The sequence below is a fragment of the Yaniella halotolerans DSM 15476 genome (assembly GCF_000420805.1).
Classification (GTDB): Bacteria; Actinomycetota; Actinomycetes; order Actinomycetales; family Micrococcaceae; genus Yaniella; species Yaniella halotolerans.
The window spans coordinates 13456-28312 of sequence record NZ_ATVQ01000005.1; the positions used below are offsets into that span (position 1 = coordinate 13456).

Below are 14857 nucleotides of genomic sequence, written 5' to 3' on the forward strand. Positions count from 1 at the left end.
TAGCTAATAGGGTGGGAGTCCGAATGCGCTAGCTAACGGACCACGACTTGAGCGTTAATGGGGGATTCTCACTCGCGTCAATAATGATGACGGTGGGATATCGAGATCTGTCTCCGATAATTCCTTCATGATTTTCCCAGCGGTACTGTGACTCCTGGGTTGTCCTGCTTTCACCGCCCAGTCGCTGGGCATTTTTACCAACCGTTGGGCGGTCACCCCAGATTCTAGGGATGCCACCCTGATCGACTCGGTGATGAGGCGGATGTGCATAATCGAGGCCTGAACGAGTACTGGGATATCTCTGCGGTTACTGAACGTCAGAAGATCTTGCATCAGCTGTGGAATCTCTTGCGGTGGTGGCGGAACATGTAAAGCGCCCCGTGGCGAGTAGTCCGAACCTGCAATCCAGTTCTGCACCTTTCGGTACCTGCTTGCATACATGGCCTCTACGCCCGCATTTGCCATGAACATTCTGTGCGATTCCAGTAGGGTCGCATCACTTATGCTGTTGTTCAAGAGGTAATCGATTGCGTCGGTTGCGTGGACCATGGCTAAGGCCGAACGATTTGACCTGCGCTCTGATGTTGCGTCTGTGGTAGGTAGTTGTGAGTCCTCATCGGTCATAGTCGGACGAGAGCTCATAAGTCCCAGATATCAAAGAAAGTGGGACTATAAAAAGTTTAGTCCCACTTTCCAAGGTTCACGGGTGAGCTGACAGGTCCAGGTGCAGATAACTCAGTAGATGTCAGTGGTGTGAGAGGTGGGCAATAAGCTCGCCCGCCGATTCGATGGTTGAAGGCTCAGGACGTGGGTGCCTTGCTCGCGTATTCTTTGAGCGAGGTCAACGCATTGTCCCAGGTGTCATAGAAAGCTCCGTCACCAGGTTCACCCGACACTCCTTTGAGTTCGAAGGTCACGTAACAGCCGTCGTCGATTTCTTCGATCAGCACCGTCACGACCGGAAGATCCTCTGGGTCGAACCCCGGGGCGCCCCATGTAAAGACGAGGCGCTCAGGTGGTGAAACCTCTTGGAACGTACCACCAGAGACTGAACGCTTATGCGTCTCGTTATCGATGCTGGTGTAAATGTATGAACCGCCAACTTGGACATCGTATTCTAGCTCTTCACGCGGGGTCGTGGTATTCGGCAAGTGCCACCACTGGGCTATAGCTTGCGGCGCCGTCCAAGCGTGCCAGACATCCTCCGGGGTAGCAAGTACGTAGCGGATGATGGAAAATCGTTGCTGCATATCGGTCTGGACCATCGGGACATTCCTAATCAAGTCGAATGTGAGCTGCACAATATGTACATTTTGCGCTCGACCAAGGAGTGAAGCAAGACTTGGTGCCTGATTGTCAGCCCACTCAAGAGTGCCTTATGTCAGGTGTTCTTCTAGCACATCGAGCGCTTCAGCCCAGCCGTCATAGACGAAACCATCGCCCGGTTGACCAGCGAAGCCCCGGAGTTCAAATCTCATCTGGGTGCCACTTCCGGAAGGCTCTAACGTCACCGTAACAACTGGTGTGTCTTCCGGGTCTGAGCCTGGTTCGCCCCAGGTAAATACCAGCCGTTGAACAGGGGAGACCTCCTTATAGACTCCAGCTGTCACGACTCGCTCACCAGTGTCGTCATTGACCATCGTGTAGGTGTAGTGCCCGCCCACTCTTACATCAACGTCGACTTCTTCGCGTGGTGTGCTCGTATTATATGGATGCCACCAATCAGCAATTGCATCTGGATCAGTCCAAGCGTGCCAGACCTGTTCTGGAGTCGCATCAAGTGTGCGGGTGATCGTAAATCTTTGGGTCAAGTCGGTGTTACTCATCGGATTTCTCCTTTTCGAGGTGTCCCTCGAGTCGATCGAACCGTTCATTCCACACCGTCTGTTGAACAGCAAGCCAGCTGGCTACGTCCAGGAGACCCTCGGGCGTCAGGGCGCACTCGCTCCACTGAGCCCGTCGATTCCGCTGTACTAGTCCAGCCCTCTCCAGAACTGAGAGGTGCTGTGAGATAGCAGGTCGGCTGATGGGATAGTGCGCTGCAAGCTCGCTTACCGTCAGGGGCCCCGCCCGTAGGCGATGCAGAATATTTCGACGAGTCACGTCCGCCAAAGCAGCAAACGCCGAACTCAGTCGTTCATCGTCATTCATGGTAAGTAACCTCTTACGTAAGTGATTACTTACACGATACTCAGAGGTGACGTTCAACACAAGAGTTTTTGTGTGGATCTGGGACTGGCATGCCACGCGCAGTACAGGCTCCGTGGACCACGTACTTGCCATGCGGAATATGATGGGTATATGAACCCGTCCAATATGAGTGCAGACGACCTGAACGACCCCACTATCGATGCTGAAACGCTGCGGCAGATTGCACTGGCGAGACCAGACCTGCGTGGCCTAATTCTGCAGCACCCCAACTGTCACGCGGAATTGGCGAACTTTATAGAAAACCTGCCGGAAGGTTCTCAGTCGGGCTACCCGGGGGAGCAGGCGTACTCTGGACACCCGCCGTATGGTTACGGCGCAGGTCCTTATATGTCGTACGCGCCACAACCGCCCGTTTCTATAAGCGACGAGAAGACCTGGGGCGTGCTCATGCACGTCGGCAGTCTCTTTATCGGCTTCCTCGCACCTCTGATCGTTTGGCTGATTTATCGTGAACGCAGCCAGACCTTAGATCAACAGGGCCGTACCGCACTGAACTGGCAAATCAGTGCTCTGATCTATGCGATCGTATCGTCAGTGCTGATGATTGTTTTGGTCGGATTCTTCACTATTTTTGCGGTGGCCATCCTGGACATCGTCTTCTGCATCATTGCGGCGGTGAAAGCAGGGGACCGCGAGGCATGGAGATACCCGCTGTCCATTCCGTTTTTTCAGGACAATATTGAGTCTCCACCACAAAACGCCCAATATTACTAAGGCTGGACGATAGTGCGGCGATACACATGCGGCGGCGAAGAATCAGTACAAGCTGTTCTTCGGCGCCGCATGTTCTGTCAGGGGTTGTGCCCTGATTTAGTCTGCGAATGCTGCCTCCATGCAGCGCATGGCTGACAGGGTTTTCGGTACACCGATGTAGGGCATCAAATGCACGAAGCATTCGGCGACCTCTTCTTTGGTCATGCCAGCAACGTCGACGGCAGTTTTGATGTGGCCGGTGAGCTGAGGCTCGGTGCCACCCATCGCGGCAAGTGCCGCCATGTTCAGCATCTGACGGTCGCGGAGTTCGATGCCTTCGCGCTGGTACGTTCCACCAAATACGGCGCCGACCACCCAGTCGGACGCACCCGGCGCATATGCATCAAGCTGCTGTTTCCACGCCGCTGAACTTTCCGGGGATTGAGTGTCCTCGACGAACTGGTTGCCTTTATCCATGCTGAGTTCCATGGTCCTCCTTCTTGAGATGGATGAATCACCAGAAGGCTATCACCGAGTCCATCTCGATCGACCGTAGGTGTAGTTCGTTCGCGCGTGATACGATCCACGAAGGTGACGTAGGCCATATTCGGTATTCATGTGGAGGGCTCGAGATTGGCACAGATAGCTGGCGTGAACACGGTGCAACTTCAGCAACTCATTGAGTCGGTCAGTCAGGGGACTGTTATAACCAATCCGGCTACGCTTGATAACTACCGTTGGGACCGAGCCAATGACCCCAGCGCCGGAACGCCGCTTGCCGTGGTGCGGGCTGCATCGGCTCATGATGTCCAGGCAACGCTGCGTTTCGCCAATGTCCACGACATTCCCGTTGTGCCCCGAGGTGCAGGTTCAGGCCTTTCGGGTGGCAGTTCAGCTGTCGAGGGCGGCATCGTCTTATCGCTGGAAAACATGCGTGAGATTGACGTCGATCCACTCACGCGCACTGCCGTCGTACAGCCTGGAGCATTGAATACTGAGGTGAAGGCCGCCGCGGCCGAACATGGCCTGTGGTATCCGCCGGATCCGTCATCATTTGAGTTCTGCTCGATCGGCGGCAATATCGCCACGAACGCGGGTGGCCTGTGCTGCGTAAAATACGGCGTCACCGCCGACTATGTGCTGGGGCTACGCGTCGTACTCGCTGACGGCAAAGAAATTACACTGGGCGGCCCCCGACTCAAAGACGTGGCGGGCCTGAACCTAACCCAACTGTTTGTCGGCAGTGAAGGAACACTGGGTGTGATCACCGAGGTCACACTCCGACTGGTGCCCGCGCAACGTCCGCCGACAACGCTGGTTGCCACTTTTGCAACACTGGATGACGCAACCAGTAGCGTATTGGCGATTGCTTCAACGATGCGACCGTCGATGCTGGAGTTCATGGATCGCCCCACGATTAACGCGGTCGAAGATGCCACCGGTATGGGGTTGGACCGCGAGGCAGCTGCAATGTTGATCGTCCAATCCGACGAGCCCGCAGAGTATGCAGCTCATGAGATCGCAGAAATCGACGCGCTGTGTCAGCGGCACAACGCATCCGAAGTTTTCGCTACCTCCGATCCAGAGGAAGCCGAAGCCATTATTGTGGCGCGCAGAATGGCGATACCTGCGGTCGAGCGACACGGGACTCTGTTGCTCGAAGATGTCGGCGTTCCACTACCTCGCCTCGGCGATCTTGTGCGCGGGATTGAGGGCATTGCGAAGCAGCAGAATGTGACCATAGCGGTCATCGCCCACGCCGGCGACGGAAACACGCATCCACTGTTGGTCTTCGACCCTACCGACGACGAGCAAAAACAACGAGCACATGATGCTTACGGTGATGTCATGGATCTGGCGGTACAGCTTGGCGGGACCATAACCGGGGAACATGGGGTGGGACGACTCAAGCGACCATGGCTGGTGGACTCGATTGGTGACGACGCTCTGGAACTGAATTATCAGGTAAAGAAAGCATTCGACCCCAAGAACATTCTCAACCCCGGGGCCATCTATGACCCCGCGGTGCTACAGGAGAAATAACGTTAACGTCCGAGATGTCCATCACGTGCGTCAGAATTTCACGACCTCGAACGGCTTCACCGAAAGTACCAGTGCAAAACCAGCGAGCTATACGCCGTAAGATATGTGCGGTGAGCAGTGCGCTCACGACAATGTTTTCCTATTATTGAAAGTGTGTCGTTCGTGTCCAAACCAGTAGTGCTAATCGCAGAAGAACTCTCTCCGGCCACCATGGATGCCCTTGGGACCGACTTCGAGATTCGCCACACCGATGGTTCCGACCGTGACCAGCTGCTGCCAGCACTCGCTGAAGCTGAAGCTGTGCTGATTCGTTCAGCTACCACGATGGACGCTGAAGCAATTGGTGCGGCAAACAACCTCAAGGTCATTGCACGCGCCGGGGTAGGGCTCGACAACGTCGACACACAAGCCGCCACCGAAGCCGGCGTCATGGTCGTCAATGCGCCAACGTCGAACATCATCTCTGCCGCAGAACTGACCTGTGGCCACATTCTGTCGGCGGCACGCAATATTGCCCCGGCCAACGCTGCGCTCAAAGATGGCGAGTGGAAGCGCTCGGCATATAAGGGCATCGAACTCTATGAGAAGACCCTGGGCGTGATCGGGCTTGGCCGAATTGGCTCGCTGGTTGCCGAACGCATGAAGTCCTTTGGCATGAATATCGTCGCCTATGACCCCTATGTCACAGCCGCGCGTGCGCAACAACTCGGTGCGACCCTGCTGAGCCTGGACGAGCTGCTCGAGACATCCGACTTCGTGACCATCCACATGCCACGCACCCCGGAAACCATGGGCATGATTTCCGATGACCAGTTCAAAATCATGAAGGACTCTGCCTATGTCGTCAACGTAGCCCGCGGGGGTCTCATTGATGAAGCAGCACTGGGTCGGGCACTGGATGCCGGACTCATTGCCGGTGCCGGTATCGACGTCTTCGTTGAAGAGCCAGCCAAAGACCTGCCATTCTTCAAACACGACTCTGCAACCGTTACCCCGCACCTGGGTGCTTCCACCGAAGAAGCCCAGGAAAAAGCCGGTGTCGCCGTCGCAAAATCCGTGCGCCTGGCCCTGGCTGGGGAACTCGTTCCCGACGCCGTCAACGTTGCCGGTGGGGTGATTGACCAGTACGTTCGCCCGGGTATCCCGTTGACCGAAAAGCTCGGGCGCATTCTGTCTGCCGTGATGAAGGGTGTTTCGGTTTCGGGCATCGAGGTCGAAGTCGCCGGCGAACTAGCCGAGAAAAATGTCGACTCGCTCAAACTGGCTGCACTCAAGGGTGTGTTCACCGACGTCGTGTCCGGTCACGTCTCCTACGTCAACGCACCGGTGCTGGCAGAAGGTCGCGGGATCGAAACGCGTCTGTCGACCACCACGAACTCCCCGCACTACCGCAACACCATTACGGTCAAAGCGGTCTCCGCAAACGGCCAAGAATTCAATGTGACCGGCACCTTGACCGGACCACAGCAAGTTGAAAAACTAGTCGGTATTAACGACTATGAGTTCGAAGTTGCCATCGCTGACCACATGTTGGTGCTGGAGTACCAAGACCGCCCGGGCGTCATCGGCACCATGGGTATGCAACTGGGCGACCGGAACATCAACATTGCCACCATGGATGTGGCACTGCGCGCTGATGGGTCGAAGGCTCTGGCCATTCTGACGCTGGACTCGGTTCTGCCAGCAGGCCTACTTGACCAGGTCGGCGAAGCGATCCACGCAGAAAAGACCGCTGAGGTTGATTTGGAGGAAACCGGCCGGTGAACACCTACTACCTGACAACGGCGATTGCCTACCCCAACGGCGAACCACATATCGGGCACGCATATGAATACATCGCCACCGATGTGATGGCTCGCTTCAAACGCCTCGACGGTTTTGATGTTCGGTACCTCACCGGAACAGACGAACACGGTCAAAAAATGCAGCAAACCGCCATCGAAGAGGGCATCACGCCCATGGAACTGGCAACCCGCAACGCTGACGTTTTCAAGAAAATGGACGACGAAGTCCTGAATGTTTCCTACGACCGTTTCATCCGGACCACCGATGCCGATCACCAAGCCTCCGCCCAAGAGATCTGGCGTCGAATGGAAGCCAACGGCGATATCTACTTAGACACTTACGCCGGCTGGTACTCGGTGCGTGACGAACGGTTCTTTGCCGACGACGAAACACACGTCAACGACGACGGCGTGCGGTTGGCCACCGAAACCGGCACGGAAGTCACCTGGACCGAAGAAGAGTCCTACTTCTTCCGACTGTCCAGCTACGCCGAGAAATTATTGGCACACTACCAGGCCAACCCGGAGTTCATTGCGCCGCAAACCCGCGCCAACGAAGTCATGCGATTTGTCGAAGGTGGGCTCGAAGACCTGTCGATCTCGCGGACCTCCTTCGATTGGGGTATTCCCGTACCGGAACCCACGAACCCAGAGCTAGCCACCGACAAAAATCACGTCATGTACGTGTGGGTCGACGCGTTGACCAACTACATCACCGGTGCGGGCTTCCCGGATGCTGACAGTGAACTGAAACGCTACTGGCCGGCCGATCTACACGTCATCGGTAAAGACATCTCACGGTTCCACTGCATCTTCTGGCCCGCTTTTTTGATGTCGGCCGGTATTGAACTGCCAAAACGCGTGATGATCCACGGGTTCTTAAATAACGAAGGCGAGAAAATGTCCAAGTCGGTGGGCAACGTCGTCCACCCGGCAGACTGGGCTGACCGCTACGGGCTGGACACCGTACGGTTCTTCCTGCTGCGTGAATTCCCATTTGGATCCGACGGTTCTTACTCGCACGACGGTGTGCTGCGACGCAAAAACGCCGATTTGTCGAATAACCTGGGCAACCTGGCCCAGCGTAGCCTGTCGATGGTGTACAAAAACCTCGACGCCCAGGTGCCAGAACCAGGGGAGTTGACCGACCAGGACACCAAACTGTTGGCGGAGGCTGCCGCGCTGCTGGAAACCTGGCGAAACCATTTTGAAGTCCAAGATTTCTACCGTGCACTGGGTGCCGCCTGGAAAGTACTGGACGACACCAACGCGTACTTTGCCGATCAGCAACCGTGGGTACTGCGCAAAACGGATGAAGCCCGTATGAAAACCGTGCTCTGGGTGACACTAGAAATTGTGCGCCGCGTGGCGTTGCTCGTTCAGCCGGTCATGCCAGAATCAGCCAGCAAATTATTGGATGCACTCGGTATTGAGGCCTCAGCTGACGCCGGTAGGACCAATGCCTCAGGACAAGGTCCACGTTCCTATGCTGCCTGGGACACGCAACTGGCGCCGGGCACACCGATTGATAAACCCACCGCAGTATTCCCACGCCACGAAGAAGAATAAGAAGGTAGAGCATTGAGCGATAACGTATTAGATCTTGCCCTCATCCCAGGCGATGGCATTGGGCCAGAGGTCACTGCTGAAGCCCTCAAGGTCATCAAAGCAGTCCTCGGTGACGACCAGGTGAAAACGACCGAATATGGTCTCGGTGCTGAGCACTGGCTGGCCACCGGCGAAACGCTGACCGAAGAAACCATGGACGCCATTCGCGGCCACCAGGCAATACTTTTCGGCGCGGTGGGCGCCGCCCCGAACGATACGCGCATTCCATCTGGCCTGTTGGAACGTGAAATCCTGCTCAAACTGCGCTTTAGCTTCGACCACGCCGTGAACTTCCGTCCATCGGTGCTGTACCCGGGAGCAACGTCACCGCTTGCTGATCCGGGCAATATTGATTTCGTCGTCTTCCGCGAAGGCACCGAGGGGCTCTATGTGGGCAACGGTGGCTCGATGCGCACCGGTACTGACCAGGAAGTTGCGAACGAAACTTCGGTCAACACCGCCTACGGTGTCGAGCGCGTGGTGCGTAAAGCGTTTGAATACGCTCAGGATCGTGAACGTCAACATGTCACCCTGGTCCACAAGCACAACGTATTGGTCCATGCAGGACACCTCTGGAACCGCATCGTCAATGAAGTGGCCGCAGAATTCCCCGACGTCACCCACGACTACCTGCACATCGATGCGGCGACGATCTTCATGACTACTGATCCCGCTCGGTTCGACGTCATCTTGACCGATAACATGTTCGGCGACATCATCACCGACCTGGCCGCAGCGGTCACCGGTGGTATTGGGCTAGCCGCCTCGGGCAACCTGAATATCTCGGGTACCGCGCCGTCGATGTACGAACCAGTCCACGGTTCAGCCCCGGATATCGCTGGAACCCAGCAAGCCGACCCAACAGCAGCCATCCTGTCGGCAGCCATTCTGCTGGAACAAGAAGGCTATGCGGATGCGGCACTGCGGGTACATAAGGCAGTATGGGAAGACCTCGCCGCACGGGACACTACCCAGCGCACCACCGCGCAGGTGGGCGACGCGATTGCAGCACAGATTTAAGACAGCTCAGCGCAGCGGCACAGGCAGCACGTTTTGGCCCATTCAAGGGCTCAGGAAGGTCAATCATGGAATTTAGGTTAGAACCCAATCCGGCTCCGGCATCCGATGCCCGACGCGACGAAATTCTCGCCGCCCCGGGCTTCGGTCAGTACTTTAGTGATCACATGGTCACCGTCGATTGGACCGCCGATCTGGATGCCCAGAAAGCGGCTTTCGAGGCCGGCGACTACCTGAATATGGCCGGTGACTGGTCCAATGCACGGGTGGAACCCTACGGACCACTCTCCATGGATCCTGCTAGTGCTGTGCTGCACTACGCCCAGGAAATCTTTGAGGGCCTGAAAGCCTACCGCCACGACGACGGCTCCATCTGGACCTTTCGCCCCTACGCCAATGCCGCCCGCATGAACCGTTCCGCCCATCGCATGGCGATGCCACAGCTGTCAGAAGAGGTTTTCGTCAAAGCGCTAGAACAGCTGATGGCGCAGGATCGTGCTTGGGTACCCAACGGTGAGGGCCAGTCCCTTTACCTGCGACCCTTCATGATCGCCACTGAGGTCTTCCTGGGCGTCCGCCCGGCACGTGAATTCAGCTTCCACATCATCGCCTCCCCGGCGGGCAACTACTTTGGGGGAGAGCTCAAACCCGTTAGCATTTGGGTTTCGCGTGACTTCGCCCGAGCAGGTGAAGGTGGTACGGGTTCCGCAAAATTCGGCGGCAACTACGCAGCCTCACTGGCCGGTCAACTCCAAGGCGCCTCGCGCGGACACGACCAGGTCATCTTCTTAGATCGCAGTCCCGAGGACTCACTGGAAGAGCTCGGCGGGATGAACGTCTTTTTCGTTACCAAAGACAACAAAATCATCACCCCGAAACTCACCGGCACCATCCTGGACGGCATTACCCGCAATTCCTTGATGCAGTTGGGCGAAGAATTCGGCCTCGACGTCCAAGAACGTCACATCACCTTCGATGAATGGAAAGACGGGGTGGCATCCGGAGAAATCTCCGAGGTCTTTGCGTGTGGCACCGCCGCCGTGCTGACCCCGATCGGCCGGGTAGCCGACGGCGACGAAGTCTACGAGACCCCATCGCAGGACTTCCCGGTCTCCACGGCTCTGCGCAACCGTCTGGTTGGCATCCAAACCGGCGCAGAAGAAGATACCTACGGCTGGATGCACCGTCTAGCCTAAAACCGTTCCAAAGGAAGGGGATCACCGTGCGCATTGCACGTTTTGTCTACCGCGATGAGTTTCACTACGGAGTAGTCCAGGATGAAAACATCACGGTCCTGGCCAATGATCCGCTGTATGCCGGTATAGTGCCAACCACCGAAACGCTGAAACTCGACGACGTGCGCCTGGTAACCCCGGTCCTGCCACGCTCAAAAGTCATCGGTGTTGGCCGCAACTGGGAAGCTCACGCACAAGAACTCGGCAACGAAGTTCCCACCACACCGCTGCTGTTCTTCAAACCCAATACCGCCGTTGTTGGGCCCGATGAACCGGTCATGCTGCCGGACTGGACCGAAGAAGTCTCCTACGAGGCTGAACTTGCTGTGGTGATCGGGCGCATCGCTAAAGACGTTCCCATCGATCGCGTGGACGAAGTGATCTTCGGATACACCGTGGGCAATGATCTCACGGCTCGAGATACCCAGCGTGCCGAGGATCAGTGGGCCCGTGCAAAAGGCTTTGATGGCTCGTGCCCGCTGGGCCCGTGGATTGAAACCGAACTGGACCCAGACAACCTGCAGATCCGCTCGTGGGTCGATGGCGACCTGCGCCAAGACGGCAACACCGAAGACATGATCTTCGATGTCCGCACGCTGGTCTCCTACATCTCCGAGGCGTTCACACTGCTACCCGGCGACGTCATTCTCACCGGAACGCCCGCAGGGGTCGGCGAAGTCGACAACGGACAGATCGTGGAATGTGAGATTGAAGGCATTGGCACACTGTCCACCACCGTGCGCCGCCCAACCGTTGGCTAACCGCTAGAAACACGGTCACGCGCACACCGGACCTCGGCGTATCGGGCTAGACTTGGACACCATGAGCCAGCTTCGTAATCCTGACGATATTCCTGCAGTCCCCACCGACGCCGAGGTCCGTGTGCGCTTTGCACCCTCCCCAACCGGCACCCCGCACGTTGGACTGATCCGCACCGCCCTATTCAACTGGGGTTGGGCCCGCCACACCGGCGGAAAAATGATCTTCCGCGTCGAAGATACCGACGCCAAACGAGACTCCGAAGAGTCCTACCACCAGCTCCTTGACGCCATGGAGTGGATGGGCATCGACTGGGACGAAGGCGTCGAAGTCTCCGGCCCACACGAGCCCTACCGCCAATCACAGCGCGGTGAGATCTATCAAGAGGCCATCCAAAAACTCAAAGACGGCGGATTCATTTACCCGTCTTATACAACCGCCGAAGAAACCGAAGCCCGGCACAAGGCCGCCGGCCGCGATCAAAAACTCGGCTATGACGGCTACGATCGGCACCTGACCGAAGAACAGATCGCCGAATTCGAGGCCGAAGGTCGTAAACCCGTCTGGCGGCTGCGCATGCCAGACCACGACCTCTCATTCACCGACACCGTTCGCGGCGTCATCAACTTCAGCGCAGGATCGGTAGCCGACTTCGTCGTCGTTCGCGCCGATGGCTCACCGCTGTACACGCTCGTCAATCCTCTCGACGATGCACTGATGGGCATTACCCACGTCCTACGCGGCGAAGACTTACTGTCGTCCACCCCGCGGCAAATCGCCCTGTATCGCGCGCTGTACGCCGTCGGGATCGCAGATTTCCAGCCGACCTTTGGCCACCTGCCTTATGTCATGGGCGATGGCAATAAGAAACTCTCCAAACGCGACCCACAATCCAGCCTCTTCAACCACCGCGATAATGGCTTCATCCGCGAAGGCCTGTTGAACTACCTGGCACTGCTGGGCTGGTCATTGTCAGCAGACGAAGATATCTTCACCCCAGAAGAGTTCGTGGAGAACTTCGATATCCATAACGTGCTGGCCAACCCGGCACGTTTTGATGAGAAGAAAGCCATTGCAATCAACGGCACCCACATTCGTCGTCTCGAAGCCGAAGATTTCCGCAACCGGTTGATCCCGTATCTGCAAGACCGCGACCTAGTCGGGGATGAGCTGACCGACCGGGAAAACGAAATTCTCACCCAGGCTGCACCACTGGTTCAAGAGCGTGTGCACCTGCTCGGAGAGGCCGCAGATATGCTGGCCTTCCTGTTCACCGAGACCGTTGAGGTAGAGCAAGCTGCGATGAAAGGCATGCCACAAAACCTCGTAGAGGTCCTCACTGCGGCAGAGAACGTCCTGTCGGATCTGGAAACCTGGGAACTGGAATCCATCGAGTCCGCGCTGCGTACCGCACTAATCGATGAGCTGGAATTGAAACCACGCCATGCCTTCGGCCCGGTTCGCACAGCTGTTTCCGGCCGGAAAGTATCGCCACCGCTGTTTGAATCCCTGGTGATCATGGGCCCCGAGACGGCCCTGGAACGTATTGCTCAGTTTAAGACCGACCAATCCTAGTCCAAGCAGTACTCTTCGATATCGATGACACCCTGGTCAACCTTGCCGGGGCGCAGCAGGTTGCCTTCCGCAAGCAGCTGACCACCCAGTTTGGTGAGCAGGTGTCATCGCATCCTGCCTTCGATGTGGCAGTAGAAGCCTTCGTACATGACCCGAAAAACTTCTACAACGCCTACATCAACGGCAAAATGTCGTTTGCCCAACAGCGGCTCTCCAGAGTGAGCGATGCCATGCGCATTCTGCAGCTGCAAGGCGCACCCGCTGAAGAACTCTGGATCGCAGGCTACGAAGAAGTGGTGTCCCAGCACTGGGTGCGCTTCGACGACGTTGCGCCATTCCTTGCGGCCTTAGACGAGCGTGGCATTGCCTATGGTGCGGCAACGAATAACGTGACGCACTATCAGCGGCTGAAATTAGAACAGACCGGACTGGCATTTGAGGTGGTCATCGGTACCGATATCACAGGCAAGCCAAAACCAGATTCATCGATGTTCCTCGAAGGGGCACGTCAGCTGGGATCTAGCGTTGAAAACACCTTGATGATCGGGGATGACGTGATTAACGATGGACTGGGTGCACGTGACGCGGGGCTTATCTCACTGCTCGTTGACCGTCAAAATACATTGCAGAACCCCGACCGCGTATATAAAGTTGGATCATTGAGTGATGTTCTGCACATTCCTTCCCTCCGTTTTGACAACACCATAAATTAGGGTAAAGTTATCTCTCGTTGCGTTCAGCGCAGCAAGCCCATGGGGTATGGTGTAATCGGCAACACAGCGGTTTCTGGTACCGTCGTTCTAGGTTCGAGTCCTGGTACCCCAGCGATATTCCTCACAAGGGAATTTCAACCCGCTTCCAGTAATGGTAGCGCGGCCCCATCGTATAGAGGCCTAGTACGCCGCCCTCTCACGGCGGTAGCGCGGGTTCGAATCCCGCTGGGGTCACATATATAATCGGCACACACTCGATAAAGTGTGTGCCGATTTTTTGTTTTCCACACTACCGTGGCATGCGGGGAAAGTTTGTCCTTGCTCTTAGCCATCAGACTTGGCAATGTGGTCTTGATATTGGGTCGCAGCAGAGTGTCTTAAGGGGCTGGCCAGTGGAGATGCCTTCGAATAGCCAGATTAAAAAGGTTGGATCTCGCATTCGAGGATATTTGCGGGGTAGTCTTTCGGAGCATGCATATCGACAAGCGCTAATAACAATGACGGCATATAGAGCTCAATTTAGTCGCCCGACAGCCGCCATCAATAGTGCTTTGAGACGGCACGCTAAACAAGCTGATGTTGATGCCCGCGTTACGCAGAGGCTGAAGAAAACTCCAACCATCATCGATAAGCTTGCACAACGTGAACAATCGCTGAATCTGCTGGAAATGCACGATATTGGTGGCTGTCGAGCAGTAGTCAAAGATATTAGTGCGATGGATCGATTAGTAGATACCGTTGTTAACCGAAGCAGTGAAAGACTCCTGAAACATAGAGATTACGTTGAATCCCCGAGAGATTCTGGATATCGCGCTCACCATTTGATCATCGAGTCATCAGCAGGATTGCCGATTGAGTTGCAGATACGTACGACTTCCATGCACGCTTGGGCCGATACAGTCGAAGGGTTTTCGACTGAGCTTGGGATAAACTTTAAACAAGATGGTGAGGGTCCTATGTTTGAATTTCTCAAGATCGTCGCCGAGATATATTGGCATGAAGAAATTGACACACCCGTAGGCCCAGAATTATCTACGAGGTACAATGAATTACTAATCGAGGTAAACGACTTCATTGCGAGGCAAAAGCCTGTGACATACGGGCAGCAGAAGCTGCCTTTCTAGAGGAGGATGACCATGGCTGCAATACGGCATTTTCTCCTAGTTTTTGATCATGTTGAAGATGTCTTACTTCAACAGCTGGATTTCGGTAATGATCT

At 56.1% G+C, this 14857-nt stretch carries 15 protein-coding genes and 2 tRNA genes; 12 read left to right on the forward strand and 5 right to left on the reverse strand.

The genetic code is table 11. The features are described 5' to 3' along the window. Positions 1-54 precede the first annotated feature (54 nt). The 4 genes from G583_RS0112790 to G583_RS0112805 all read right to left on the reverse strand — a co-directional run bounded on the left by G583_RS0112790 (position 55) and on the right by G583_RS0112805 (position 2151). Positions 55-642: a Fic family protein gene (locus G583_RS0112790; protein ID WP_084677395.1), complete on the reverse strand. Its 588-nt coding sequence runs from the start codon at positions 640-642 to the stop codon at positions 55-57. Positions 643-800: 158 nt separating this feature from the next. Continuing rightward, positions 801-1265 carry an SRPBCC family protein gene (locus G583_RS0112795; protein WP_022871574.1) on the reverse strand — a complete coding sequence of 155 codons (465 nt, stop codon included), beginning with the start codon at positions 1263-1265 and terminating at the stop codon, positions 801-803. A gap of 111 nt (positions 1266-1376) precedes the next feature. Then, complete coding sequence (locus G583_RS0112800) at positions 1377-1826, reverse strand: SRPBCC family protein (protein ID WP_022871575.1); 450 nt, start codon at positions 1824-1826, stop codon at positions 1377-1379. Next, positions 1819-2151: an ArsR/SmtB family transcription factor gene (locus tag G583_RS0112805; protein WP_022871576.1), complete on the reverse strand. Its 333-nt coding sequence runs from the start codon at positions 2149-2151 to the stop codon at positions 1819-1821. Before G583_RS0112805 ends, G583_RS0112800 begins: the two co-directional genes overlap by 8 nt. A gap of 150 nt (positions 2152-2301) precedes the next feature. On the opposite strand from G583_RS0112805, the gene G583_RS16465 reads away from it, so the two are divergent. Next, positions 2302-2925: a DUF4870 domain-containing protein gene (locus tag G583_RS16465; RefSeq protein ID WP_022871577.1), complete on the forward strand. Its 624-nt coding sequence runs from the start codon at positions 2302-2304 to the stop codon at positions 2923-2925. 96 nt (positions 2926-3021) lie between these two features. Here G583_RS16465 and G583_RS0112815 read toward each other — a convergent pair whose 3' ends face one another. Further along, positions 3022-3393, reverse strand: a complete 372-nt coding sequence (locus tag G583_RS0112815) for a carboxymuconolactone decarboxylase family protein (protein ID WP_022871578.1) — start codon at positions 3391-3393, stop codon at positions 3022-3024. A 144-nt stretch (positions 3394-3537) separates the two neighbouring features. On the opposite strand from G583_RS0112815, the gene G583_RS0112820 reads away from it, so the two are divergent. The 11 genes from G583_RS0112820 (at position 3538) to G583_RS16470 (ending at position 14762) form a co-directional block, all read left to right on the forward strand. Next, on the forward strand, positions 3538-4947 hold the full coding sequence (locus G583_RS0112820; RefSeq protein ID WP_022871579.1) for an FAD-binding oxidoreductase: 1410 nt from the start codon (positions 3538-3540) through the stop codon (positions 4945-4947). A 162-nt stretch (positions 4948-5109) separates the two neighbouring features. Next, entirely contained in the window at positions 5110-6711 is a 1602-nt protein-coding gene (gene serA / locus G583_RS0112825; protein ID WP_040895907.1) for a phosphoglycerate dehydrogenase, read from the forward strand. Further along, a complete protein-coding gene (gene metG / locus G583_RS0112830) occupies positions 6708-8300 on the forward strand; it encodes a methionine--tRNA ligase (protein ID WP_022871581.1) in 1593 nt (530 codons plus the stop codon). The genes serA and metG overlap by 4 nt, the downstream gene beginning before the upstream one ends. Before the next feature lie 12 nt (positions 8301-8312). Next, entirely contained in the window at positions 8313-9359 is a 1047-nt protein-coding gene (locus G583_RS0112835; protein ID WP_022871582.1) for a 3-isopropylmalate dehydrogenase, read from the forward strand. A gap of 65 nt (positions 9360-9424) precedes the next feature. Beyond that, complete coding sequence (locus tag G583_RS0112840) at positions 9425-10552, forward strand: branched-chain amino acid aminotransferase (RefSeq protein WP_022871583.1); 1128 nt, start codon at positions 9425-9427, stop codon at positions 10550-10552. A gap of 26 nt (positions 10553-10578) precedes the next feature. Further along, complete coding sequence (locus G583_RS0112845; RefSeq protein WP_022871584.1) at positions 10579-11352, forward strand: fumarylacetoacetate hydrolase family protein; 774 nt, start codon at positions 10579-10581, stop codon at positions 11350-11352. Positions 11353-11413: 61 nt separating this feature from the next. Continuing rightward, positions 11414-12925: a glutamate--tRNA ligase gene (gene gltX, locus G583_RS0112850; RefSeq protein WP_022871585.1), complete on the forward strand. Its 1512-nt coding sequence runs from the start codon at positions 11414-11416 to the stop codon at positions 12923-12925. Continuing rightward, positions 12919-13638, forward strand: a complete 720-nt coding sequence (locus G583_RS16020) for an HAD family hydrolase (RefSeq protein WP_084677396.1) — start codon at positions 12919-12921, stop codon at positions 13636-13638. The genes gltX and G583_RS16020 overlap by 7 nt, the downstream gene beginning before the upstream one ends. 40 nt (positions 13639-13678) lie before the next feature. Next, a tRNA-Gln gene (locus G583_RS0112860) sits at positions 13679-13750 on the forward strand. Between the two features lie 49 nt (positions 13751-13799). After that, positions 13800-13872, forward strand: a tRNA-Glu gene (locus G583_RS0112865). 263 nt (positions 13873-14135) lie between these two features. Then, the gene (locus tag G583_RS16470) at positions 14136-14762 is read left to right on the forward strand and encodes a RelA/SpoT domain-containing protein (RefSeq protein WP_169558796.1); all 627 of its coding nucleotides are present in this window, start codon (positions 14136-14138) and stop codon (positions 14760-14762) included. Positions 14763-14857: the final 95 nt, after the last annotated feature.